The organism is Pseudoalteromonas sp. S3260, from assembly GCF_005886925.1.
Lineage (GTDB): Bacteria > Pseudomonadota > Gammaproteobacteria > Enterobacterales > Alteromonadaceae > Pseudoalteromonas > Pseudoalteromonas tetraodonis.
Window position 1 is genome coordinate 60428 of record NZ_PNCV01000033.1, and the last position, 26179, is coordinate 86606.

Genomic DNA, 26179 nt, shown 5'->3' on the forward strand with positions numbered 1-26179 from the left:
AGTTTTTATATTTTGGCTTGTGCAGCAATAACAAAACGTTGCTCTAGCTGTCTTTGCTGTTCAAGGTGGAAATCTTGATATGCCTGGTGATTATTTAAATCACCACCGTACTGAGCAACTGGCTGAGTATTTTTTACTATGTTGGGTAAATAGGCAGGAGAGGTTATTGGTGGCAAAGGCTGAGGGCTCGTATTGTTAGTTGTAACCGTGTTTAATTGCGTGCTTTTCAGCTCTTGGGTCATGTCAGCAGTAGTCAGCTCAAGTGACGTTATTTGCTTAACACTTTTAGCTTGGTTAAGGGAATCAATATTCTTTATCGTTGGTTTACTAGTATATTGAGTAAAAAGTGCGTACATACCAACACAAGCTACAACAACAGAAACGAAAACTTTTTTGCTCATAAAATTACTCCTGTCTTATTTTGCCACTTGAGCCAAGTATCCTCATACTGTTGTACCGCTTTTTGTTTTGCGATGGCCTTTGTTGCTTGGTATCGAACGGTTTCATCTTCTGGCGAAAAGTACTCAAACTGATGCTCATAACTGTGTATCACCACCCATTCACCACTGGGTGTACGTATAACAGGAGAAATAGTGTTTTCTTTAGTTGTGAACGCAAGTTGTACAACCCAGCTACTTTTGTTTTTACGGTTTAATTCACTGTTGTATTGAGCATATATATCTTGTTTTCCGGATATTACTAATGCTTGTTTTAGCGTTTTGTTAACGGCCAAGGTGCGAAAACCTACAGCATTGGCTCGATGAGCAAATTGAGCTCCATGGGCTTTTACGTGGCTTAAAAATTTAAACTGCGATTTATTGGCTTGATAAAATGCTTTAATTTCGCTTTTGTTTACTTGTTTCTCTACTTTTTCAAGAACGGGGCTTTGCATATGCATCATTGTATTTATACCTAGCCAGCTTTGAATGGAGGGGCGCAGAATATCTCCTTTAGCTATTTCATACAGATGTTCAATATCAATATTCTGTTTTGCCAAAATCGGTTTGGCTTTTGAAAACGCTATATTGAATTGCCGTTTTTTTATTAATTCACTTTTGAATAGTTCACTATCTCCTTTGTGGAGTTTAAAGCGTACCTGCATTGATAGTGAATCGACAAATTCATATAAATTAATAGCGTTATACAAAAGAGGGGTTAAATCAAACTGCTGCATTTTTTTGATGGCGCTTTGCACATACTGGCCATTTTTAGGGTAGGGCCCTAATGTGTGTTTAAGCCATTGCTTATCATAAGTTTCAAGCTTTATCGGGCTTGACTGTGCGATTATAGCTAATTGTGAATCGAACAGATTTTTTAAGTAACGTTCAACATGGTATTGAGTACTAAAACCAACGGCAGATTGTCGTTTTATTATCGCAGGGGTTTTTAGCGCAGCTTGTTGTAATAAAAACTGATTCTCATACAGACGAGTTCTAACTTCATTGATTGTAATATCAGGGTTGTGCTTTAAATAAGCACGATGCATAAAGTTAATTTCATCACTGCTGTATTGTGTAAATGATGCCATTACTAGGGAGTGGTAAGACACACCTAGTAATGTAATCACTAAAATAGCCATTTTTTTCATTAGCGAGCAACCATGGCGTGGTTTAATAAGTGCACCACCATTGCTATTGCATGGGGCACGACCTGCTTAGCTATATTAAGGCGATCAAAATGATTTTCTGAGTTGAGTACAATCCCACCTTGTGCATAAGAAAATGAACCGCCTTGAGTTAATAATGGGCGAACATCTTGGCTATTTTTATCTAAAGGCGAGAACGTTTGCATTGCTTGAGTAACGAGTGATAAATCGTTGAGCTGCTCTTGATCATAGTAATCGTTTACCCAACTTTCCCAGCTAGAGTGGTTAAGGTCTGATGTGGTCCATGTGTGGTGAGGTTGTAATAAATCAGTAGTATGGAACACAAACCCTAATACTTGCGGATTGCCGCTTTGTAAGTAACTTTGATACCAATATTGGCCTAAATTATCGATAGGTTGAGTTGCTATCGATTCTGTAGTGAGATTCTGTTACACAATAACTGTTATATTTTGAAGAGTCGGCATTGAACCAACCTGTTTCCCCCCCTTTACCATCATCAAAGTAGTCACCTTTAAGCCAAGCAGATGCAAGATTATCAATAGTGCCCCAAACGGTGAGCTTCTCATAATTATAACCACCAAAATCGTTTCCATGTTGGTCTGCACCTTGGGTATGATTTTGAAAATGCCAATAGCTTGTATATTTAACTATACTTTGCGCTGCTCCTCATACTGGCGCTTGAACACATGAACCTGTAATAGCACCACATAAAAAGGTGTCTTCAAAGTCATCTACGTCATAAGCAGCTTGTCCCAGCAGCTCGGCTGATTCAGAAATTGTCAGATTGTTTTGTGCAGCGTACTGACGTAGGGCAGCATATTCGGTGCTGGCTGGGTGTTGCTGCATATAATTTACGGCATCTAGAACAATACGTTTGTGAGTTTCTTGACTAAAAGCTTGAGCTTGGCTTGTACCGAGCAATAAAAGTGTCGCTGCCATTAATTGTTTTTTCATTTTATTCTCATCATAGTCTGGAGTAAGAGATGCAATTAAAAAATAAGCTCATTACACTGACATGACAAACAGATTAAACATTTAATTAACAATATTACCTGTATTTGGTACTTTAATATTAACTATTAAGGATGTTGCCGCCAATTGACGGCATTTATATTTAAAGCTTTTCAATATTATTTAAATAGTTGTTAGCTTGCTCTAAGGTTTCTTGGCGCAATGATTCATCTTGTTTATCCCAATTGCGATAAACCATGCCTATCCGTGGATTTTTTTCAAGCCGCTCTCGGTGTGTTTGCATAAATTGCCAATAGAGGCTATTTAAAGGGCAAGCGTCTTTTCCTACTTTTTCTTTCACTTTATATTGGCAGCTTTTACAGTAGTCGCTCATTTTATTTATATAGTTGCCGCTAGCCGCATAAGGCTTGGTAGCTATGATGCCATCGTCAGCAAATTGGCTCATCCCTCGGGCGTTAGGCATTTCTACCCACTCAATAGCATCGATATAAACACCTAAATACCATTCATCCACTTCATCGGGACTGATGGCGGTTAATAAGCAAAAATTACCTATTACCATTAAGCGCTGAATATGGTGGGCATACGCGCTGTCTAAGCTTTGTGTTAATGAGTGGCTTAAGCAGTTCATTTTTGTTTTACCATTCCAAAAATATCGTGGCAGTGCACGGGTTGCATTAAGCTGGTTTTTGTTAGCGTAATCGGGCATGTTTTTCCAATACACGCCACGCACATATTCGCGCCAACCCAGTACTTGACGAATAAAGCCTTCAACCTGAGAAATAGATATTTCATCTTGGCGTTGTTGGTACTCTTTAACCACACGGTCGATAATATAGCGAGGGTGTAAAATTTTGGCATTTAACGCAAATGATAACCGGCTGTGATAAAAGGTATCTTTATCAGGGCATTGATCTGTCATCGCATCTTGAAATTGACCAAAGCGGGGAAGTAAATGTGCACAAAAGTGATCAAGTGCGCTTATTGCTTGTTTACGGGTTGTTGGCCAGCTTAATTGGGTTTCTATTTGCCCAAAGTATTTTATTTTATGTTTATCTAAACGCTCAATGATGGTGCTAACATCATTTTTAAATAACTTGGGTTTGGGGATATCGGCTAAATCGCTTTTTGAAAACTTATTACGGTTATTCGCATCAAAATTCCATTGACCGCCATGAGGTTTGTCATCGTCCATTAAAATATCAAACTGCTTTCGCATTGCCCGATAAAAATGCTCCATGGTGACGTGTTTATCTTTTTTAAAGCGTTTATCTATGTCGTTAAATGCTAATAAAAAATGCTCGCTGTCACAGGCATTCACCGTTAACTCGCTATTAGTCGCGAATTCGTGAAGCTGTGTTTTTAAACGGTACTCATCTGGGTATTGATATTCAATAGAGGTACATTCATGCTGCTTGGCTAAACGCTTTAAAAGAGCGGGTAAGTCATCATCGTCTTTGGTGTCATCTAGCGTGAGATGTAAAACATTGAAGCCAGCATCTTTTAATGCATTAGCGAAGTTTTCCATGGCTTTAAAAAAGGCTGATATTTTTTGCACGTGATGCTTTACGTACTGCGCTTCTTGCATGAGCTCGGCAATAACAAACACCGTGTCATCGGATTTATCTTTAAACCAAGAATGAGCGGGGTTTAGCTGGTCACCTAAAATTAGTTTTAAGGTTTTGAATTTTTTCATAATGAGCCAAAATTATTTTTATACGCTGTATTTTAAAAAGCGATCGATTTCTACATGTCGTTTTAATCATAGAGCAAAGCAATAAACAGCATTGCTTTTTTTATCAACTTATTACTTATTGTGGTTGCTAATTTAGGTGTACATCTTTATAATAGCGGCCATTGTTTAGTGGGTTATAAAATTTACTAACAGCGATATTAAGTTATTAACTTTTTATCTATTGGCGCGGGATGGAGCAGTCTGGTAGCTCGTCGGGCTCATAACCCGAAGGTCGTTGGTTCAAATCCGGCTCCCGCAACCAATCTTAATAGTAAGTTTATACTTACTACTTTATATCGCGCATTCTAAGTAATGCGCGTTTTGCGTTTAAGCTAATGAAGTTTAATTTGGTCAGGATACTGACTCGCAACCAAGCTTGGCCCTAGGCCACACAGTTTTGCGTTTTTTGGTGTGACGCCCCGCTTGGTTCGGGGCGTTGTTGTATCTGCACCGTTTGATTTAATGTTTATCGATTAAATCAAAATTTAAACTCAGTATTTTAGGGCTATAAGCCCTTTTTTTGTTTGTATGGAGGATTTTCGTGACAAAACTTGAACAAGATTTAGTAACCATGTTAACGCCTGCGGTAGAAATGTTAGGCTTTGAATTACATGGGCTTGAGTTTGTACAAGCGGGTCGCCATTCTACCTTAAGAGTATACATTGCTCATGAGGATGGGATTTCAGTTGACAACTGCGCCGATGCAAGTCGTCAAATTAGTGCGATTTTAGACGTCGAAGACCCAATTACAAACGAATACGATTTGGAAGTGTCGTCTCCTGGTGTTGATCGTCCATTATTCAAACAAGATCACTACGAGCAGGCGCAAGGAGAGGAAGTACGCGTGCGTACTAAGCTTCCACAAGATGGTCGCCGTAATTTTAAAGGCGACTTAATAGCAGTTAGCAGCGATATGATCACACTATCTAGCGATGGTGCGGAGCATTTAATCATGCTTAGTAACATTGAACGTGCGAACATAATCGCAAAGTTTTAATTCGAGTGCGAAGGAATAGGGCAAGCGAGGCATTACCCATGGCAAAAGAAATATTATTGGTTGCTGAAGCCGTTTCCAATGAGAAAGCGGTTCCAAAAGAAAAGATTTTTGAAGCTCTAGAGTTCGCATTAGCGACAGCGACAAAGAAAAAGCATGATGGTGAAATTGATGTACGTGTTGCAATTGACCGTAAAACCGGCGATTACGATACCTTCCGTCGCTGGCAAATAGCTGAAGTTTTAGAAGATGGTTCTTTAGAGAATCCATACAGCGAAATCACGTTAGAAGCTGCTCAAGTTGAAGAACCTGACTTGAAAATGGGCGACTACGTAGAAGAGCAGATTGAATCAATTAAATTTGACCGCATAACAACACAGATGGCTAAGCAAGTAATCGTACAAAAAGTACGTGAAGCAGAGCGCGCCTTAGTCGTTGAAGCATATAAAGATCAAGAAGGCGAGCTGGTAACGGGTGTTGTTAAAAAAGCAACCCGTGATGCAATCGTACTTGATTTAGGTAACAACGCAGAAGCGGTTATTTATCGTGACGACATGCTGCCACGTGAAAACTTCCGCCCGGGTGATCGTATCCGCGGTCTTTTATATGAAGTGAAGCCTGAAGCACGCGGTGCACAATTATTTGTAACCCGTTCTAAACCAGAAATGCTGATGGAATTATTCCGCATTGAGGTGCCAGAAATTGGCGAAGAAATGATTGAATTACGCGCTGCAGCACGTGATCCAGGTTCACGCGCTAAAATCGCGGTTAAATCTAACGATAAGCGTATTGACCCTGTTGGTGCGTGTGTTGGTATGCGTGGCGCACGTGTTCAAGCGGTATCGTCAGAACTTGGCGGTGAGCGTGTTGATATCGTACTTTACGATGACAACCCTGCACAGTTTGTTATTAACGCAATGGCACCAGCAGAAGTGGCTTCAATCGTAATGGATGAAGATACACACTCAATGGATATTGCTGTTGAAGCTGATAACTTAGCACAAGCTATTGGTCGTAATGGTCAAAACGTACGTTTAGCAAGCCAATTAACTGGCTGGGAATTAAACGTAATGACCGTTGATGAAATGCGCGCTAAGAACGAAGCTGAGTCAGATAAGTTAATTAACTTATTTACTGAAAACTTAGATATTGATGACGAATTTGCATCATTACTTATCAACGAAGGTTTCTCAACACTTGAAGAAGTTGCTTATGTTCCGGCTTCAGAGTTTTTAGAAATCGACGGCTTAGATGAAGAAACAGTGGACGTATTACGTTCACGTGCAAAAGATGCATTAACAACGAAAGCGCTTAAAACGGAAGAAAGCTTAGAAGGCGCTGAGCCTGCTGAAGACTTACTTGCGCTTGAAGGCTTAGAGCGTCATTTAGCATTTGTTATGGCAAGTAAGGGTGTAGTAACACTTGAAGACTTAGCTGAGCAAGGCATTGATGAGCTTGTAGATATTACAGAGCTATCTTCAGAGAAAGCGGGCGAGCTAATTATGGCTGCACGTAATATTTGTTGGTTTGCAGACGAGTAATTTATTAACGGAGGTATTAGAGACTATGGCAGAAGTAAATGTTGAAAAACTAGCCGGTGATATAGGTACAACTGTTGATAAATTGCTACAGCAGTTTTCACAAGCCGGTATTACTAAACAAGCAGGCGATAATGTAACAGAAGCTGAAAAAGCAACGTTACTTGATCACCTAAGCAAGCAACATGGCGGTACTGGATCTGAAGGTCCAGCGCGTATGACATTGCAACGTAAGAGCAAAAGCACATTAAGTGTGACTGGCTCTACGGGTAAAGCAAAGGCTGTGCAAGTTGAAGTTCGCAAAACCCGCACTTACGTGAAAAAAAGTGCTGTTGAGCAAGAGCAAGAACAGCAACGTCTAGCCGCTGAAGAAAAAGCGCGTCTTGAAGAGCAGCAAAAAGCTGAACAAGAAGCCGCAGAATTGAAAGCGAAACAAGAGGCAGAACGTAAAGCGAAAGAAGACGCTGATCGTAAAGCCAAAGAAGAAGCTAAACGCAAAGCAGATGCTGAGCGTAAAGCGAAACAACAGCAGATGACCCCTGAGCAAAGTGCTAAGTCTGAGAAAGATCGCATCGAAGCTGAGCGTCTGCAAAAAGAAGCAGAAGAGGCCGCATTGAAGAAAGCTGAAGAAGAAGCGAAACGTCAAGCAGAAGAGGCAAGAAAGCTAGCTGAAGAGAATTCAGCACGCTGGAAGAAAGAAGAAGAAGAACGTAAGAAACGCGAAGAAACCGCGGATCACCACCTTACGACTTCAACTTACGCACGTGAAGCAGAAGATGTAGCAGATGCTCGCGAAGAGCAAGGCTCACGCCGTGCGAAGAAAAAGAAAAAAGCGCCAGCAAAAGATAAATTTGCAGCGTCTAAAGGTAAAAAAGGTAAGCTAAAAGCGCCAGCGTCATTACAGCACGGTTTCCAAAAACCAACGGCTGATGTTAAAAACGAAGTGCGTATTAGTGAAACAATTACAGTTGCTGAGCTTGCATCACGCATGGCGGTTAAAGGTGCTGAAGTTGTAAAAACTATGATGAAAATGGGTGACATGGTTACTATTAACCAAGTTATTGACCAAGAAACTGCGCAACTTGTAGCAGAAGAAATGGGCCATAAAGTTATCATCGTTAAAGAAAACGAATTAGAGCAAACAGTACTTAATGACCGCCATGAAGATGGTAAGTCAGAGCCACGTGCGCCAGTAGTAACTGTTATGGGTCACGTTGACCACGGTAAAACATCGACGCTTGATTACATTCGTTCAGCTAAAGTTGCATCAGGCGAAGCCGGTGGTATTACACAGCACATTGGTGCATACCACGTTGAAACTAACGGCAACATGATCACTTTCTTAGATACTCCGGGTCACGCCGCATTTACATCAATGCGTGCTCGTGGTGCAAAAGCAACTGATATCGTAATCCTAGTGGTTGCAGCCGATGATGGCGTAATGCCACAAACTAAAGAAGCGGTACAGCATGCTCGCGCAGCTGGCGTTCCTTTAATTATTGCTGTTAACAAAATGGATAAAGAAGGCGCAGATCCAGATCGCGTTAAAAACGAACTAGCTCAGCTAGACGTTATCCCAGAAGAGTGGGGCGGCGATACACAGTACGTGCACATTTCAGCAAAAACTGGTTTAGGTATTGATGACCTGCTAGAAGCTGTATTAATGCAATCTGAGCTTTTAGAGTTAAATGCGCCGACCGAAGGTATGGCTGCAGGTGTTGTTATTGAATCACGTCTAGATAAAGGCCGTGGTCCTGTTGCGTCTATCCTTGTTCAGTCAGGTACGCTTAATCAAGGTGACATTGTATTATGTGGTCTTGAATACGGCCGTGTTCGTGCAATGCGCGATGAAAACGGTAAAGACATTAAGTCTGCCGGTCCTTCTATTCCAGTTGAGATTTTAGGTCTGTCTGGTATTCCAGCTGCCGGTGATGAAGCGACAGTAGTTAAAGACGAGCGTAAAGCACGTGAAGTTGCACTTTACCGTCAAGGTAAATTCCGCGATGTTAAACTAGCGCGTCAACAAAAAGCGAAGCTTGAAAACATGTTTACGAACATGACTGAAGGCGACGTATCTGAAGTTAACGTGGTACTTAAAGCAGACGTTCAAGGTTCAATCGAAGCAATTTCAGACTCACTAACTAAGCTTTCTACTGATGAAGTAAAAGTGAAGATTGTTGGTTCTGGTGTTGGTGGTATCACTGAAACTGATGCAACTCTTGCGGCAGCGTCTAACGCGATTGTGGTTGGCTTTAACGTTCGTGCTGATGCATCAGCGCGTAAAGTGATTGACTCTGAAAACCTAGATCTTCGTTACTACAGCGTAATCTACGCGCTAATCGAAGAAGTTAAGCAAGCCATGTCTGGTATGCTTGCTCCTGAGTTTAAACAAGAGATCATTGGTCTTGCTGAAGTACGTGACGTATTTAAGTCTCCAAAAATTGGTGCAATTGCCGGTTGTATGGTTACTGAAGGTACTATCAAGCGTAGCGCACCAATTCGTGTACTTCGTGATAACGTGGTTATTTACGAAGGCGAGCTTGAGTCATTACGTCGCTTTAAAGATGACGTTGCTGATGTTCGTAACGGCATGGAATGTGGTATCGGCGTTAAGAACTACAATGATGTTCGCGTTGGTGACCAAATCGAAGTATTTGAAACAGTTGAAGTACAACGTACTCTTTAATTGTTATTAGGTGGTGTTGGACATTCAAGGTTGTACCTCGATAGCCCAACATAACCTATGCTAAGATTTTAAATGGGGGCTCAGCCCCCATTTGTGTATCCATTATTTAGTTAGCTTATTATTATTTTTTAATAAGTTATAATTTTAGGAAAGTGAAATGAGAGAATTTTCTCGCACTGATCGTGTTGCTCAGCAAATTCAAAAAGAAATTGCGGTGATTTTACAACGCGAAATTAAAGATCCACGCTTGGGCATGGTGACAGTGTCCGCGGTAGAAGTATCGCGCGATTTATCTTATGCCAAAGTTTTTATCACCGTGTTTAACACTGAAGATGAAAATGCAGCCAAACAAAGTGCCAAAGTACTTAACGAAGCAACCGGTTATATCCGCTCGTTGCTAGGTAAACGTATTCGTGCGCGTATCATGCCTGAGCTTAAATTTGTGGTTGATAATTCATTAATGGAAGGGATGCGAATCTCTAACTTAGTGGACTCTATCATTCGTGAAGATAATGCTAAGCATGTTGATGATGAAACAGATAGCGAAGAAGGCACTAAAGACTGATGGCAAGACGCAGTAAAGGCCGTCCAGTTGATGGTATTTTGTTGTTAAACAAACCAGAAGGTATTTCATCAAACAAAGCACTGCAGCAAGCGAAAGGTATTTATTTTGCTCAAAAAGCAGGGCACACTGGTGCGCTCGATCCGCTTGCGACCGGTATGCTGCCTATTTGTTTTGGTGAAGCCACTAAGTTTACCCAGTTTTTACTCGATACAGATAAAACCTATGTTGTGCGAGCAAAACTGGGTGAGCGTACTACCACGTCAGACTCTGATGGTGAAGTGGTCGAAACGCGTGATGTTAATGTTACTGCTGAACTGCTTACACAGGAAATTGCTAAATTTTTAGGTGAGTCAGATCAATACCCATCAATGTACTCAGCGCTTAAATATGAAGGCAAGCCTTTATATAAATACGCGCGCGAAGGCATAGAAGTCCCTCGTAAGTGTCGAAAAATTAACGTATTTAGCTTAACGCTTGATGAGTTTGATGAGCAAAACAACGAAATCCAAATGACTGCCCATGTATCTAAAGGCACGTATATTCGTACTATTGTTGATGACTTAGGTGAAAACCTTGGCTGCGGCGCGCATGTGATTATGCTGCATCGTAGTGCTGTAGGGCATTACCCAGCAGATAAAATGGTCACACTTGAGCAGTTAGAAACGTTATTAAATCAAGCGAAAGAACAAGACGTTGCGCCTTCTACTTACCTTGACGAACTATTATTGCCAATGGATACCGCGTTAGTTGATTTACCTGTTGTGGAAATTACTAAAGAGCAGGGAATAGCATTTAGCCATGGTCAAGCTGTGGTGCTAGGTAAAGAATTACCTGAAGGTGCAATAAAAGTTCTGGCTGACGGAATTTTTATTGGTACTGGTGAACGTAATCCTGATGGCCATCTAAAATCAAAACGTGGCTTGTCTAATCAGCAACCAGAGTAAAGTTTAACTTGTAGTTATGCTGATAATTGGTAGAATACGCCCGCTTAATCGTTTTGGCTGAATTAGTGATCGGCTAAAGCACCTATTAAATTTAACTTTTGGAGTTATTATGTCACTAAGCAATCAAGAAAAAATCGATATCATTGCTAAATTCGCACGCGCTGAAGGCGACACTGGTTCACCTGAAGTACAAGTAGCATTACTTACTTTTGATATCAACAAGCTTCAAGGTCACTTTGCTGATCACAAGCATGACTTCCACTCACGTCGTGGTCTGCTTCGTAAAGTAAGCACTCGCCGTAAACTGCTTGATTACCTTAAAGGTAAAGATATCTCGCGTTACACTGCGTTAATCAAAGAGCTTGGCCTACGTCGCTAAGAACTTGATTATCAAAAAGGGAGCTTTTTAGCTCCTTTTTTTGTGTCTGAATTTTCTCGCTTTCCCCAGTACTTCTCAGTAAACCCCTTGAAATATCGAATAAAAGCCATACTATTATCTTTCACAAAGCGAATGTTTTTGACATTGCTGCAAGCACTATTTTATCTCGGTGCTAAGCTCGCAATTTTACCTGACTTTGTTATATACTATGGCGCGTAGATAAAAAGGTTTATCTACGGTTATTTACATCATTGCCAATTGTAGTACTTAATTGATTTCCAACTGAATACAATTATGTACTGTAATTGGTACTTTGATGAAAACTTAATTAATACTAAAAATACATTTAAGGAATATTTTAAGTGCAAGCAATTATAAAAGAATTTCAACTAGGTCAACACACAGTGACGCTAGAAACAGGTGCTATCGCTCGTCAAGCAGACGGCGCAGTACTAGCAAGCATTGGCGACACGTCAGTACTCGTAACGGTTGTTGGTAAGCGTGAAGCTCAACCAGGCCAAGACTTTTTCCCACTAACAGTTAACTACCAAGAGCGTATGTACGCTGCAGGTCGTATCCCAGGTGGTTTCCTTAAGCGTGAAGGTCGTCCTAACGATGGCGAAACGCTAATTGCACGTCTTATTGACCGTCCAATTCGTCCACTTTTTCCAAATGGTTTCGTAAACGAAGTACAAGTTATCGCGACGGTTGTTTCTGTAAACCCTGAAATCCAACCTGATATGGTTGCGATGATTGGTACATCAGCAGCACTTGCTATCTCTGGTATCCCGTTCAGCGGTCCAATTGGTGCATCACGTGTTGGTTACATCAACGGTGAATACGTACTTAACCCAACACTAAAAGAGCTTGAAGAAAGCCAACTTGATTTAGTTGTTGCTGGCACTGATAACGCCGTACTTATGGTTGAATCAGAAGCAGACGTACTTGCTGAAGACGTAATGCTAGGCGCGGTTGTATACGGCCATGAGCAATCACAGTCTATCATCAAGGCAATCAACGAATTTAAAGCAGAAGCAGGCAAGCCTACTTGGGATTGGACTGCACCTGAGAAAAACGTTGCATTAGAAGAGAAAGTAGCAACACTTGCTGCTGATAAAGTAGGCGAAGCTTACCGTATTACTGATAAAGTAGCGCGTAAAGAAGCATTAACTGCAGCAAAAGATGCCGTAGTTGAAGCGCTTACTAGCGAACTTGCTGAAGGCGAAACGCTTGATAAGCAAGAAGTAGGTAAAGTATTCGGTTCACTTGAGAAGAAAATCGTTCGTGGCCGTATCGCTGCTGGCGAAAAACGTATCGATGGTCGTGAACCAGATATGATCCGTGCACTAGATGTAATGACTGGTGTACTTCCACGTACTCACGGTTCTGCAATCTTTACACGTGGTGAAACGCAAGCATTAGTAACAGCAACACTTGGTACAGAACGTGACTCACAGTTAATCGATGATTTAACTGGCACGCACAAAAACCACTTTATGCTTAACTACAACTTCCCTCCATTCTGTGTAGGTGAAACGGGTTTTGTAGGTTCTCCTAAGCGTCGTGAAATCGGCCACGGTAACCTAGCTAAGCGTGGTATCCAAGCTGTAATGCCAACATTAACTGAGTTCCCTTACTCAATTCGTGTTGTATCTGAAATTACAGAATCAAATGGTTCATCTTCAATGGCATCGGTTTGTGGTACGTCTCTAGCGCTTATGAACGCGGGTGTACCAATTAAAGCTTCTGTTGCGGGTATCGCGATGGGCCTAGTTAAAGAAGAAGAAAACTTTGTAGTACTTTCAGATATCTTAGGTGATGAAGATCACTTAGGTGACATGGACTTTAAAGTGGCGGGTACAACTAACGGTATCACTGCTCTACAAATGGATATCAAAATTGAAGGTATCACGCAAGAAATCATGCAAATCGCGCTTAAGCAAGCTAAAGCAGCTCGTTTACACATTCTAGGTGTGATGGACGAAGCGATTTCTGCACCTTCTGAAGAGTTATCTATGTTTGCACCGCGTATTTACACGATGCAAATCCCACAGAAGAAAATCGCAGAAGTTATCGGTAAAGGTGGCGCAACTATCCGTCAGCTTACTGAAGAAACAGGTACTACGATTGAAATCGGTGATGATGGTACAATCAAGATTGCTGCTACAGACGGTGAAAGTGCAGCAAATGCAATTAGCCGTATTGAGCAATTAACTGCTGAGCTTGAAGTAGGTACTATCTACGAAGGTAAAGTGGTACGTATCGTTGATTTCGGTGCGTTTGTAAACATTCTTCCTGGTAAAGATGGCCTAGTGCATATCTCACAAATCAGCACTGAGCGTGTTAACAACGTTGCTGATCACCTTAGCGAAGGTCAAGAAGTTAAAGTTAAAGTACTAGAAGTAGACCGTCAAGGCCGTGTACGTCTAAGTATTAAAGAAGCAATGGAATCAGCAGCATCTGCAGCTGACGAGTCTAAAGACGCGTAATTGCTAATCTTTCATCCAGATAATTACTGGATAGTATAAAAAGGGGCTGTTTAGCCCCTTTTTTTATGCTTTAATGTTAGCAACCTATTGTGTTCAAGACGTTAAGTAACATATAACAAGAATGAACCTTACAAGACAGCTTATGTCTTATCTATTTGCTACTTACCTCGGTATTAAGGATTTTAATGAGACTTAAACATTTAGCCTTGGCATCTTTTGCTATTTTGTCTTTAAGCGCTTGTCAGGCTACTACTAAACCCGCTGCTATTATTAATGTGCCATTTACTGCACCGCTTGCATCAGATTTTAGAAATGAAATTGCCATTGCACGTTTTTCAGAGCTATTAAATAGAGCAGACTTAAGTACAGAACAACAAGCAAAGCTCTATTATGACCGTGGAGTACTGTTTGATAGCTTAGGCATGACCACTTTATCGCGAATTGATTTTAACCGAGCGGTTAAACTTAAGCCTGATTTGGCTGAAGTCTATAACTTTTTGGGTATTCAGCATACCTTGATGCAGCAATACGAAAAAGCATACGAGTATTTTGATTCAGCCATAGAGTTAGACCAAGAACATGAATATGCGTATTTAAATCGTGGTATTGCCTTGTACTACGGCGATAGAGCGACGCTTGCAAAAGATGACTTTAAAACGTTTTTACAGCGCTCTCCTAATGACCCTTATCGTGTATTGTGGCTTTATTTAGCTCAAGCAGCACAAGACAAAACCGCGGCAATCGCTGCGTTAAAAGCTAATGCGGCGGCCCTTGATGAAAATGAATGGGCGTATCAGCTTATTGCTTTGTATGTGGGTGATTTGAGTGAAAAAGCATTTTTTTCAGGCATAGCCGATGGTATAAGTTCACAACAAGAATATGCTCAACGTTTATGTGAAGCTTATTTTTACTTAGCTAAACAGCACCAAGCCGCAGGTGAGCTTTCAATTGCAACAGATTACTTTAAGTTGGCGCTGGCAACGAACGTTCATGAATTTATAGAATATAAATATGCACGTTTAGAGCTTGAGTTGATGGCTAGTGAAAGCGCGGGCTAATTATTTAAAACTAAGTGCTTTATTACTGTGCGCCAGCGTTATTAGTGGCTCGAGTAATAAACAAAATAGCATTGGCTTTTGGCAAGTATTACATGCCAAGGCCAATGTGATTGACAGTTATTGGCAATTCCCTCGTTACTTTGCATCGCATATTTTACAACTCCCCCCGACCTCATTAGCCACCTTAGCACGCAATAAAATAGCCCATGCACAATACGGCTATGGGTTATCATTATTAGCCAATAATCAAACTGAAACCGCCAAGCTCTTTTGGCAAGCAAGCCTCGATGAGATAACAATTAAACAACAAAAACATCTCGCAGCTTCATTGCTTTCTCAACAGCGCTGGCAAGATTTAGCGTTATTAAAAGCTCACAATAAGTTACCTAAAGGGGATGCCTTTTATCATTTACAGTTACAACAGCGTGCTCCCTTCGATGCATTAAATCACTCATTTATGAATAAATTAGGGTTTTTGGTAGCGAGCGAGCAAATTGAGATACAAAAGCAATGCACATTTAATGTGCTAATGCTGAGCGATCACCGTGATGGTTTATACAGGCTCAATCAATTTCGTAACGCGTACTTTCAAAACCCAGAGCCGAGTCTCAATACCTTTTGTTTTTCAAAGCCTATATATGTTGGTAATGCAATTGCTTGTAACAGCACTAAAGCAACGCTTGCGCAGTGCGATTGGCAACAGTCATCACTTAAGCAGCGGCTTCCTAAAGGATTCGATTTTGCGATTATGATGCCCAAGCAAGGTACTGCCAATGTGCATCAGGGCTTAATGCATATTAACTCGCAGGCTAATTATGCAGTATTTTTACATGAATTAATGCACTTTAATGGTTTTGAAGATGAATATGCTTTACCAGCAAAAAAACAAGCTTGGCTTTGTCAGCTTGAGGGGTTGGTTGCCCCTAACTTGTTTATTGCTCATAACACTGATGCGCCAAAAGGATGGCACAAAAGCAAAAGCTGTCAGCAAGGAGGTGTTGCTTATAAGCCAAGCGCACAGTGGTCTATTATGCAATATCAACAGGTTGGACTTTCAGAGCAATATCGGGCTTTGTGGCAAACTCATATAGAGCAACATGCAGATTTATTCCCGCGCTTTTAATCATTAAATAGAGTGCTTTTAGGTTGTTTAACCAATGATTATATGAGCCTATTAAAACTGCTTAAAAGCTGAGCCGGTTTTATCCCAGTTCATTAATTTATAGACTTTTTTGTTTGATTATTGCCCCGCTAGAAGCGCTTTCTATAGACAAAAACCGTGTTTATCAGTATAACTGTACGTATTAATGTTGTTAAAAAACAGATATAAAACGTATACCCAAGTCACTTTGGTATTTAATAATAACAAGTAGCGAATTGATAAACTTTATGATTCAAAAAGGCCCTTCATTATGACTTTGCTCTGGATACCCCTGTTATCCTTATTAGGCAGTGTTATTTCTGCATGCACCGGCAAACTTTCTCGAAATCAGGCAACGAGCCTAACGGCTATTGCGCCTTTAGCCGCGCTTGCAATTACACTTTATCATGCGCCTGCGGTTCTCGCGGGAGAAACCATTCGTTTTAGCGCGCAGTGGATACCTGCTTTAGGGCTGGATATTTCCTTACGCTTAGATGGTTTGAGTTTACTGTTTTTATTTATGATTTTAGGAATAGGGCTGCTGGTTATTTTGTATGCCCGTTATTACCTAAGTCAAAACGATTCACTGCCAAAGCTATTTAGTTACTTAATGTTATTTATGACCGCCATGCTGGGCATTGTTATGTCAAACAATGTGATTCAGTTATGGGTATTTTGGGAGCTAACCAGTATTAGCTCGTTCTTGTTGATCAGTTACTGGTGGCATAAATCAGAGGCGCGCAAGGGGGCGCGTATGGCACTGGCGGTAACCGGTGCGGGTGGTTTAGCATTACTGGGCGGCTTAATGCTGCTAGGTGATATTGTTGGAAGCTACAACCTAGACACTATTTTAGCTAGCAAAGCGATTATTCAATCACATGATTTATACGAATTAGCGCTGGTGCTAGTATTACTAGGCGCCTTTACCAAGTCTGCACAATTTCCGTTTCATTTTTGGTTACCCCACGCCATGGCAGCACCTACGCCGGTAAGTGCGTATTTACACTCTGCCACTATGGTAAAAGCGGGTATCTTTTTACTTGCGCGTTTTTATCCAGCACTGGCGGGAACTGACACTTGGTTTTTATTAGTCGGTTTGACCGGTTTAACCACGTTATTATTTGGCGCTTATATCGCGTTATTCAAACATGATTTAAAAGGTTTGTTAGCCTATTCAACAATTAGTCATTTAGGCCTAATTACTCTATTACTCGGCCTAGACACACAACTTGCAACCGTAGCCGCTATTTTTCATATTATTAACCACGCGACGTTTAAAGCGTCGTTATTTATGGCAACCGGCATTATTGATCATGAAACCGGGACTCGTGATATGCGCAAACTCAATGGCATGTGGCGCTACTTACCTTATACGGCAACCTTGGCGATGGTGGCTGCTGCCGCTATGGCAGGTGTACCGTTGTTAAATGGTTTCTTATCAAAAGAAATGTTTTTTGCTGAGACACTGCATCAGCAAGTACTTGGCTCTATGTCGTGGCTAATCCCGGTGCTGGCAACCGTTGCAGGTGCGCTGTCGGTAGCGTACTCATCTCGCTTTATTCATGACGTGTTCTTTAATGGTGAACCGATAGACTTACCACGCACCCCTCATGAGGCGCCACGTTATATGCGTGTGCCTATCGAAATTTTAGTGGTGCTATGTATTTTAGTGGGTATTTTTCCGCACTTTGCAGTAGATGGTATTTTATCGGCTGCCTCATTGGCCGTACTTGGTCAAGCTATGCCTGAGTACAAGCTAGCTATTTGGCACGGTTTCAATTTACCTCTACTTATGAGTGGTATGGCGGTCATTGGTGGTTTATTTATTTACGTCAATCGTAAGTACTTATTTCAGTTCCAAGCGTCGTTACCTCCTTTTAACGCTAAAAAAATCTTCGAGCGTTTTTTAGCGGTTGTGGTTAATTGGTGTCAAAACAAAATCCAATCAACAGAAAATGGCTCATTACAACGCTATGTATTTATTATGTTAGGCGTTGTATTACTTGCCTCAGGTTGGCCATTATTTGAAATGAAACAGCTAGCGGGCAGTGTACCTAACACCCCAGTTGATATTCAAAATGCTATAGGTGCAGGGCTACTGATTATTGGTGCAATTGCTACCGTTATTTGGCATCGAATTCGAATGGTGTCGTTATTAATGCTGTCGATTGTGGGACTAATGGTGTCGGTGGCGTTTACCCGTTTTTCAGCGCCTGACTTGGCCTTAACGCAACTTACTGTAGAAGTAGCCACTATTATACTATTAATGTTGGCACTGTTTTTCTTACCTCAAAGCACGCCAAGAGAGTCAAGCTCGTTGCGTATTTTACGTGATGTGGTTATCTCCTCTACCGTGGGGATCATTATTGCCAGTATTTGTTATGCATTACTGACCCGTCCTCTTAATTCAATTTCTGAATTCTTTGTTGCTAATGCTAAAACAGGCGGTGGGGGTACTAACGTTGTTAACGTTATTTTAGTTGATTTTAGGGGCTTTGATACCTTAGGTGAAATCACCGTGTTAGGGATTGCCGCACTGGGCATATTTAAACTGTTATCAAGAATTCCACTTTATATGCCAGCGAGCGATAGTGAAGGGCGTCCATGGTCTAAAGATCGCCATCCTATTTTATTGGCTTGTATTTCTCAAAGCTTACTACCATTAGCGCTATTAGTGTCTGCTTATATTTTCTTACGTGGTCATAACTTACCGGGCGGTGGATTTATTGCCGGCCTCGTGACCTCTATTGCCTTTATTTTACAATATATGGCACATGGTACTGCGTGGATTAATGAACGTTTTGATGTTAACTATCGAAAAATTATTGCATCAGGTATCGCTATTGCCATGTTTACGGGTGTCGGAAGTTGGTTCTTCGATAAACCATTCTTAACTACTTGGTTTGATTACTTTGATATTCCGTTTGTTGGCAAAACAGAGCTAGCTAGCGCCATTGTATTTGACTTGGGCGTGTACTTAACCGTCGTTGGCGCGACGCTAATGATCCTTGCGAGCTTAGGTAATATGACAGCGAACGCAGAGAAAGAAGAGGTAAATATTTAATGGAACTGTTATACGCATCTTGCGTTGGCGTGCTAGTCACCTGTGGTGTGTTTTTATTATTAAGAGCGCGCACATTCCCAGTGGTATTGGGGCTGACAATGATTTCTTACGCGGTTAATTTGTTTTTATTCTCATCAGGGCGCTTAACTATCAATAAAGCGGTGGTACTTGGAACTGGCGCTGATTACGCCGATCCGCTGCCACAAGCCTTAGTATTAACAGCTATTGTGATAGGATTTGCCATGACTGCGTTTGTGGTTATTTTATCGATACGAGGGCGAGCAGATTTAGGGAATGATCATGTTGATGGCACCCTAACCAGAAGTAAACGCAAGGAGAGAAAATGATTCAGCATTTAGCATCTTTGCCTGTTTTAATGCCTATGCTAGCGGCAATCATTCTGCTACTGCCACCGTGTGGCAAAAGTTTATTTGCACGGCGATTAACTTCAAGCCTAATGGCTATTTTAACCTTTGTAATTACAGTATTACTGCTGGTTCAGGTTAAAGATAACGGGATTATTGTTTATGCAATCGGTAACTGGTCAGCGCCGTTTGGTATTGTACTGGTAGCAGATATGCTCTCAACTTTACTGGTTACTTTAACCGCTTTTTTAGGCCTTGGTGTGGTTTTATATGGGTGTGTCGGCGATGACGAGCAAGGCAGCTTTTTCCATCCCTTGGTTCATTTTTTAATATTAGGGGTAAATGGTGCGTTTTTAACGGGCGATTTATTTAACGTCTTTGTCTTTTTTGAAGTGTTACTAATTGCTTCTTATGCGCTATTAATGCACGGCGGCGGTAAACCAAAAACACGTGCAGCACTGCATTACGTTATTTTAAACTTAGTTGGCTCAAGTGTATTTTTAATCGGCTTAGGTATTTTATATGGGGTATTGGGTACCCTAAACATTGCTGATATGGCTAATAAAGTACCGCAGTTAACCGGTGATGATGTTTATTTAGCTAAAGCGGGCGGGTTGCTATTGCTTGTGGTATTTGCCCTTAAAAGTGCACTATTACCACTGCATTTATGGCTCCCAAATGCCTATTCAAGTGCGACACCTGTGGTTGCTGCATTATTCGCGATTATGACCAAAGTCGGTGTTTACGCCACTTTACGCGTATATACAGTGGTATTTGGTGAGCAAGCCGGTGAACTTGAGCATATGGCGCAGTCTTGGCTATGGGCGTTGGCCATTGCTACTATAGTGATTGGGGCAATCGGAGTGTTGGCAGCACAAGATTTACGTAAGCTTACCGCAAACTTAGTACTGGTTTCTGTGGGTACTTTAGTAGCACTGGTTGCACTTCAAAATATAAACGCCACAGCTGCACTATTGTATTATTTGGTGCACTCAACGTTAGTGACTGCAGCACTATTTTTACTGGCTGATTTAATTGCAACTCAGCGAGGTAAAGCCGGCGACAGATTAGTTGGCGGACGCGCAGTTAAACAACCATTCTTGTTGGGAGCGTGTTTTATTATCGCTGGACTAACCGTCATAGGTATGCCGCCACTTTCAGGTTTTGTAGGTAAAATTTGGATTTTAAAAACCACCTTAAACAGTGAGCAAGCACTGGTATTTTGGCCTGTTTACTTAATTATGAGCTTAGCGTTAATTGTTGCTATATCACGTGCAGGCACGAGTTTGTTTTGGGAGCATAAAGACAAAGGCGGTGAGGCTGCTGATGTTGCTAATGCACATCCGTTGCAAGTTATCGTACTTGTTGGCCTGCTCACAAGCTCAGTGCTGTTGGTTGTTTTTGGTGATTTGGCAACGCAATATGCACTTGAAACAGCAACACAACTTCACGATATTAGTGGTGGTATTAATGCGGTACTCAAGGGAGGTCTGTAATGCGCTTAGAAGCTCGTTTTCGTTGGTTACCCACACCGTTTCGTAGTCTATTTTTATTTATAGTATGGCTATTATTAAATAACAGTGTGTCTGTAGGGCATATTATATTGGGTGCATTGTTAGCACTGCTTATTCCTTTATTCAGTATGTCATTTAGAGATCCACAACCACTCATATTAAAGCCTGGCTTGGCGTTTAAGCAGTTACTTATTGTGCTTTACGATATTATTGTGGCTAATTTACAAGTGGCCTTATTAATACTGGGCCCTTCAAAAAATTTACGTCCAGGTTTTGTTAAAGTGCCTATCGATTTAATGCATGAAATGCCAATTACTATTTTAGCTAGTTGTGTGTCTTTAACGCCGGGTACAGTAAGTGCTGAGGTTTATCCTCTCATTAAGTCACTTAATGAAGATGATGAACCAGCGCAGCGATATTTATTAATTCACGTGTTGGATTTAGATGATGAGCAAGCACTTATCAAACAAATTAAAGCACGCTACGAAGCTCCCCTAAAGGAGATATTTCAATGTTAGATACAGTATTACTGATTGTTTTTTCAATGGTTGGATTGTCATTACTACTAAATTTATGGCGACTTATTATTGGTCCATCAGTACCAGATCGTATTTTGGCGCTCGATACAATGTATATTAACGTTATTGCATTGATTATTTTATATAGCATCAGTATGGGAACAGGTTTATATTTTGAAGCTGCTTTGCTTATCGCAATGTTAGGCTTTATAAGTACAGTGGCAGTATGTAAGTATTTACTTCGTGGCGATATAATTGAGTAAGGTATTAAAATGATAAGTGAATGGATCGTATCAATATTGCTGTTGTTAGGTGGGCTCTTTATTTTAATTGGCTCTATTGGCTTAATGAAACTGCCGGACTTTTTTATGCGTTTACATGGGCCAACTAAAGCAACCACTTTAGGGATGGCAAGTATACTCACGGCTGCGATGGTATTTTTTGCCAATTCAGCTAGTGGCTTAAGCGTAAAAGAAATATTAATCACTATATTTTTATTAATCACGGCGCCCATTAGTGGTTATATGCTAATTAAAACCGCTATTCATCATAAGTTAAAAGCCAAAGATGGAACGAAAGGACTCGATAATATCGAAAAAGATTAACCCTAACAAACGACAAAAAGCCAAATAATGGTAGTTATCCGGCTTTTTTTTTTGGTTGTTCCCATTTACAACACTTATTGAACATGTGAGTATGGCGTAAATTCAAATACAAAAAGGATATTAATATGGGTAAGGTATTACTTTTATCACTACTTATTTTTTCAACTAGCCTATATGCAGCGCAAACTACTAAGCAACAAAAAATTGATGAGCTGGTAGAGGTGATGGATATGGACGCCATGGTTGACTCTATGTATTCTCAAGTTGAGGGCATGATGCAAAATATGTCGGTGCAAATGGGGGTAAAGCCAAATGAAAAGCCAATATTTGACAAATATTATGCTGATATGACTAAGGTGCTAAAAACCAAAATGAGCTGGCAAAAAATGCAGCCTATGATGGTTAACCTTTATGATAAGCAATTTAGTGAGCAAGAGATTAGCGATATGCTCGATTTTTATAAAACAGAGTCAGGGCAAGCTATTTTGAAAAAAATGCCACAGGTGATGCAACAGTCTATGCAAATGTCACAAGCATTAGTGCAAGACGCTATGCCAGAGATTCAAGCGATTGCTGGGCAGCTAGGTGAAGCACTTAAACAATCGCGTAGTGAAGCAAACTAAACTATAGTTAACCTAAGTCGTAGCAAAATAACGTCTACATTTTCTAGCAGTCACTATTTTGTGACTGCTGTATTCTTCCTCTTCTTTAAGCAAACGTAATCACTTATTTAATGTGCCGATAACGCATTCCCTGAGTTTTAAAATAGCGGTTGACCTGTGTGTTACACATAGGTTTATTATGTCACTATTAAAACCCGATGGAGTGAATTATGTATGTTAAACAGCTAGCTAAAATCATGGGAGTGACCCAAGATACAGTGCGGCACTACACGCGTATAAAGCTACTTAAACCCATTCGTAGTCAAAACAATGGCTATCAGGTGTATACCAAAGACGATCAACAACGTTTAAAGTTTATTATTAGTGCACGGCAACTCGGTTTTTCTATTAAAGATATTCAGCAAATAGTTGCTCAATCGGAGCAAGGGAATTGCCCATGCCCACTGACACGACAATTAATAACTAAACGGCTCGAAGAAACAGAGCGGCTATTTCAAGAAACACTCAAACTAAGAACGCGTATGCAAGCTGCGGTAAAACAGTGGGAAAACTCAAGCGATGGTGCTGTAAGTGCCGATATATGTAGTTTAATTGAGACCTTTGTAGATCCCCTTAACGAGCAAGTTAGTTCCGAGGAAGCAAAATGAGCAACAATAAAGACACAGTGCAAAATTTTATAATTGAAGGTGCTAATTGCGGCAGCTGCGTCGCAAAAATAGAAAAAGCGCTAAAAAGTGTATCAGGTGCGCAGCGTGTTGAAATGAACTTTGCTGATCGCAGTGTGCAAGTTGAAGGCAATGCGCCATCAGCAGAGCTGATTGAAGCAGTCGAAAATATTGGTTACAAGGCTAAGCCAATGAATAGCGAGTCGGAGCAAGACGCGTTAGATGAAAAAGCCAAAGCCGATAGCGCACACTATAAAAAGCTAATGCGTAATATGGTATTGGCGCTAGGCGTTGGCGCTCCGCTTATGTTGTATGGGCTTATTTTTGATATGAGTGTCACCACCAACGCGCAGCGTATTGGCTGGTTTATTGTTGGTATAGTCACTTTAGTGGTTATGGCCATTGCGGGTAAACAGTTTTACAACGGCGCATGGCAGTCATTTAAAAACCACACCGCCAATATGGATACACTGATTGCGTTGGGCACAGGTACCGCGTGGTTGTATTCTATGGTGGTAGTCATTGCGCCAAGCGTGCTACCCGAGGTGGCTAGGCATGTTTATTTTGAAGCCTCAGCGATGATCATCGGTTTAATTAGCCTAGGCCTTGCCTTTGAAGTAAAAGCCCGCGGTCGTACTTCTGAGGCGATAAAACGCTTAATCGGTTTGCAGCCAAAAACCGCTCGGGTAGTGCGTGATAACAAAGAGCAAGATATAGCTATTAGTGAGGTACTAAAAAACGAGACTGTGCGTGTACGCCCCGGTGAAAAAATCCCTGTGGATGGTGAAGTCATTGAAGGTCGCAGCTCAGTGGATGAGTCAATGCTCACGGGTGAGCCTATGCCAGTGAACAAAATTGAGGGCGATATCATTGTTGCAGGCAGCATTAATAAAAGTGGCACGTTACTATTTAAAGCCACCCATATTGGCAGTGAAACCACACTTGCCAGTATTATTAATATGGTTAAACGAGCACAAAATTCTAAACCCTCCATAGGGCGTTTAGCCGATGTAATATCCGGCGTATTTGTTCCTACGGTAATGATTATTGCAGTGCTCGCGGGCCTTGCTTGGCTTAATTTTGGCCCCGAGCCGAGCATTGCTTATGCGGTAGTGGCCGTGACCACGGTGCTTATCATTGCCTGTCCGTGTGCGCTGGGTTTAGCAACCCCTATGTCAATTATGGTTGGGATAGGTAAAGCCGCTGAATCGGGAATACTTATTCGTAATGGAGAAGCGCTGCAAACCACCTCTAAAATAACCACCATGATTTTAGATAAGACTGGCACGATCACAGAAGGAAAACCCACCGTTACCGATATCATTAATTTTAATGACAGCGATAAAGTACACGTGCTAAAGCTTGCCGCTAGTCTTGAAAACGGCTCTGAACATCCTTTAGCGCAAGCTATTGTAAGTTATGCTGAAAATGAAGATATCACGATTGAAAAAGTCAGCGATTTTAACGCTGTGACGGGGCAAGGTGTTACAGGCAGATTAAATGGGCAAACTTTATTGTTTGGCAATGAAGCGCTTATGAGCCAACACAATATCAGTATTGCAGAGGCAAAAGAGCAAGCTGAGCAATTAGCCAGCGCCGCTAAAACGCCAATGTATTTTGCAATTGATACCCAACTACAAGCCATTATAGCGGTGGCCGATCCGATAAAAGACGATTCAGCAGAGGCCATTAAACGTCTACAAAAAAAAGGTATCCATGTTGTTATGCTGACCGGTGATAACCAAGCTACCGCCAGAGCCGTCGCTAACAAAGTCGGTATTAAGGACTTTATTGCCCAAGTAATGCCTGATGACAAAGCCAGTGAAGTAACTAAACGCCAAGCTAAAGGTGAAATAGTCGGTATGACGGGTGATGGTATAAATGATGCGCCTGCACTGGCACAAGCCGATGTTGGGTTTGCTATTGGCACTGGCACCGATGTGGCGATTGAGAGCGCTGATATCACCTTAATGCGCGGTTCATTACAGAGTCTTGGCGATGCTATTGCGGTTAGTAGCGCCACTATAGTCAATATTAAGCAAAATTTATTTGGTGCATTTATTTACAATGTGGCAGGTATTCCAATTGCTGCGGGGCTGTTATATCCATTCTTTGGTATATTACTCAACCCGGTTGTTGCAGGTGCTGCTATGGCGTTGTCATCACTAACTGTGGTCACAAACGCCAATCGCCTGCGCTTTTTTAAACCCAGTAAATCGTAATTTTATAAATAGGAGTAGCATTATGTTGATGATCAATATACTCGGCGCGTTGTTAATTGCGGTTATTATATACTGGTTTTGGCTATACAAACCTAAGCAAGTGCAGAGTAATAACAACAAAATAACGATAGTGGTTGATAACGGCGTTTATTCTCCTGCCCATATTAAAGTGGCTGCTGATAAAAAAGTAACGCTGACGTTTAATCGACAAGACAGCGCTCCATGCGCCGAAACGGTGGTGTTTCCTTCACTCGATATCAGTAAAACGCTCGCTATGGGTGAGAATAACACTGTTGAGCTGCCGGCACTTAAAGTGGGTGAATATGCTTTTCATTGCCAAATGCAAATGTATAAAGGCACGTTATTAGTGTCTTGAATATTAGGGTCTGTTGACCTTTGCGGATTACAATTTGTTCAAACTAGGAGCGGTTTAATCGCGGCGCGAGGTTTGTAACCTAGTGGACTAAGTAAGAACCGAGCAACAAAGAGTAAATCG

General features: G+C 41.2%; 22 protein-coding genes, 1 tRNA gene and 1 pseudogene. 20 read left to right on the plus strand and 4 right to left on the minus strand.

Going from position 1 to position 26179, the window contains the following annotated elements; genetic code table 11:
- Positions 1-5: 5 nt before the first annotated feature.
- The 4 genes and pseudogenes from CWC14_RS05670 to CWC14_RS05685 form a co-directional block, all read right to left on the minus strand.
- A complete protein-coding gene (locus tag CWC14_RS05670) occupies positions 6-401 on the minus strand; it encodes a hypothetical protein (RefSeq protein WP_235190298.1) in 396 nt (131 codons plus the stop codon).
- Positions 398-1588, minus strand: coding sequence for a peptidylprolyl isomerase (locus CWC14_RS05675; RefSeq protein ID WP_138561758.1), 1191 nt, complete (start codon positions 1586-1588; stop codon positions 398-400). Before CWC14_RS05675 ends, CWC14_RS05670 begins: the two co-directional genes overlap by 4 nt.
- Positions 1588-2560, minus strand: a pseudogene (locus CWC14_RS05680) (phospholipase). The gene CWC14_RS05675 and the pseudogene CWC14_RS05680 overlap by 1 nt, the downstream one beginning before the upstream one ends.
- Before the next feature lie 160 nt (positions 2561-2720).
- Positions 2721-4274 (minus strand): cryptochrome/photolyase family protein, encoded by a 1554-nt coding sequence (locus CWC14_RS05685; protein WP_036956912.1) that lies wholly within the window; start codon positions 4272-4274, stop codon positions 2721-2723.
- 224 nt (positions 4275-4498) lie between these two features.
- Here CWC14_RS05685 and CWC14_RS05690 point away from each other — a divergent pair.
- The 20 genes from CWC14_RS05690 (at position 4499) to CWC14_RS05785 (ending at position 26059) form a co-directional block, all read left to right on the plus strand.
- Positions 4499-4575 (plus strand) — tRNA-Met (locus CWC14_RS05690).
- Between the two features lie 279 nt (positions 4576-4854).
- A complete protein-coding gene (gene rimP, locus CWC14_RS05695; RefSeq protein WP_008114543.1) occupies positions 4855-5310 on the plus strand; it encodes a ribosome maturation factor RimP in 456 nt (151 codons plus the stop codon).
- 38 nt (positions 5311-5348) lie between these two features.
- Positions 5349-6848 (plus strand): transcription termination factor NusA, encoded by a 1500-nt coding sequence (nusA, locus tag CWC14_RS05700; RefSeq protein WP_013464535.1) that lies wholly within the window; start codon positions 5349-5351, stop codon positions 6846-6848.
- A gap of 25 nt (positions 6849-6873) precedes the next feature.
- Positions 6874-9531 carry a translation initiation factor IF-2 gene (gene infB, locus CWC14_RS05705; protein WP_064664050.1) on the plus strand — a complete coding sequence of 886 codons (2658 nt, stop codon included), beginning with the start codon at positions 6874-6876 and terminating at the stop codon, positions 9529-9531.
- Between the two features lie 157 nt (positions 9532-9688).
- Positions 9689-10096, plus strand: coding sequence for a 30S ribosome-binding factor RbfA (rbfA, locus tag CWC14_RS05710; RefSeq protein WP_008467148.1), 408 nt, complete (start codon positions 9689-9691; stop codon positions 10094-10096).
- Positions 10096-11040 (plus strand): tRNA pseudouridine(55) synthase TruB, encoded by a 945-nt coding sequence (gene truB / locus CWC14_RS05715; protein WP_138561760.1) that lies wholly within the window; start codon positions 10096-10098, stop codon positions 11038-11040. The genes rbfA and truB overlap by 1 nt, the downstream gene beginning before the upstream one ends.
- 109 nt (positions 11041-11149) lie before the next feature.
- Entirely contained in the window at positions 11150-11419 is a 270-nt protein-coding gene (gene rpsO, locus CWC14_RS05720; RefSeq protein WP_006793376.1) for a 30S ribosomal protein S15, read from the plus strand.
- A gap of 362 nt (positions 11420-11781) precedes the next feature.
- On the plus strand, positions 11782-13908 hold the full coding sequence (gene pnp, locus CWC14_RS05725) for a polyribonucleotide nucleotidyltransferase (protein ID WP_138561762.1): 2127 nt from the start codon (positions 11782-11784) through the stop codon (positions 13906-13908).
- A gap of 185 nt (positions 13909-14093) precedes the next feature.
- Positions 14094-14966, plus strand: a complete 873-nt coding sequence (gene nlpI, locus CWC14_RS05730; RefSeq protein ID WP_138561764.1) for a lipoprotein NlpI — start codon at positions 14094-14096, stop codon at positions 14964-14966.
- The gene (locus tag CWC14_RS05735) at positions 14950-16089 is read left to right on the plus strand and encodes a hypothetical protein (protein WP_138561766.1); all 1140 of its coding nucleotides are present in this window, start codon (positions 14950-14952) and stop codon (positions 16087-16089) included. The genes nlpI and CWC14_RS05735 overlap by 17 nt, the downstream gene beginning before the upstream one ends.
- Positions 16090-16378: 289 nt before the next feature.
- Positions 16379-19171, plus strand: a complete 2793-nt coding sequence (locus tag CWC14_RS05740; protein ID WP_138561768.1) for a monovalent cation/H+ antiporter subunit A — start codon at positions 16379-16381, stop codon at positions 19169-19171.
- Positions 19171-19518 (plus strand): Na+/H+ antiporter subunit C, encoded by a 348-nt coding sequence (locus CWC14_RS05745; RefSeq protein WP_013464542.1) that lies wholly within the window; start codon positions 19171-19173, stop codon positions 19516-19518. The genes CWC14_RS05740 and CWC14_RS05745 overlap by 1 nt, the downstream gene beginning before the upstream one ends.
- Positions 19515-21032: a monovalent cation/H+ antiporter subunit D gene (locus tag CWC14_RS05750; RefSeq protein WP_138561770.1), complete on the plus strand. Its 1518-nt coding sequence runs from the start codon at positions 19515-19517 to the stop codon at positions 21030-21032. Before CWC14_RS05745 ends, CWC14_RS05750 begins: the two co-directional genes overlap by 4 nt.
- Positions 21032-21568, plus strand: a complete 537-nt coding sequence (locus CWC14_RS05755) for a Na+/H+ antiporter subunit E (protein WP_016899457.1) — start codon at positions 21032-21034, stop codon at positions 21566-21568. Before CWC14_RS05750 ends, CWC14_RS05755 begins: the two co-directional genes overlap by 1 nt.
- The gene (locus CWC14_RS05760) at positions 21562-21831 is read left to right on the plus strand and encodes a K+/H+ antiporter subunit F (protein WP_008114565.1); all 270 of its coding nucleotides are present in this window, start codon (positions 21562-21564) and stop codon (positions 21829-21831) included. Before CWC14_RS05755 ends, CWC14_RS05760 begins: the two co-directional genes overlap by 7 nt.
- Before the next feature lie 9 nt (positions 21832-21840).
- Positions 21841-22173 carry a Na+/H+ antiporter subunit G gene (locus CWC14_RS05765; protein ID WP_016899458.1) on the plus strand — a complete coding sequence of 111 codons (333 nt, stop codon included), beginning with the start codon at positions 21841-21843 and terminating at the stop codon, positions 22171-22173.
- 125 nt (positions 22174-22298) lie between these two features.
- Entirely contained in the window at positions 22299-22796 is a 498-nt protein-coding gene (locus tag CWC14_RS05770; RefSeq protein ID WP_138561772.1) for a DUF2059 domain-containing protein, read from the plus strand.
- Positions 22797-23005: 209 nt separating this feature from the next.
- Complete coding sequence (locus CWC14_RS05775; protein ID WP_016899460.1) at positions 23006-23443, plus strand: MerR family transcriptional regulator; 438 nt, start codon at positions 23006-23008, stop codon at positions 23441-23443.
- Entirely contained in the window at positions 23440-25683 is a 2244-nt protein-coding gene (locus tag CWC14_RS05780) for a heavy metal translocating P-type ATPase (RefSeq protein ID WP_138561774.1), read from the plus strand. The genes CWC14_RS05775 and CWC14_RS05780 overlap by 4 nt, the downstream gene beginning before the upstream one ends.
- A gap of 22 nt (positions 25684-25705) precedes the next feature.
- Positions 25706-26059 carry a cupredoxin domain-containing protein gene (locus tag CWC14_RS05785; RefSeq protein ID WP_138561776.1) on the plus strand — a complete coding sequence of 118 codons (354 nt, stop codon included), beginning with the start codon at positions 25706-25708 and terminating at the stop codon, positions 26057-26059.
- The last annotated feature ends 120 nt before the right edge of the window (positions 26060-26179 follow it).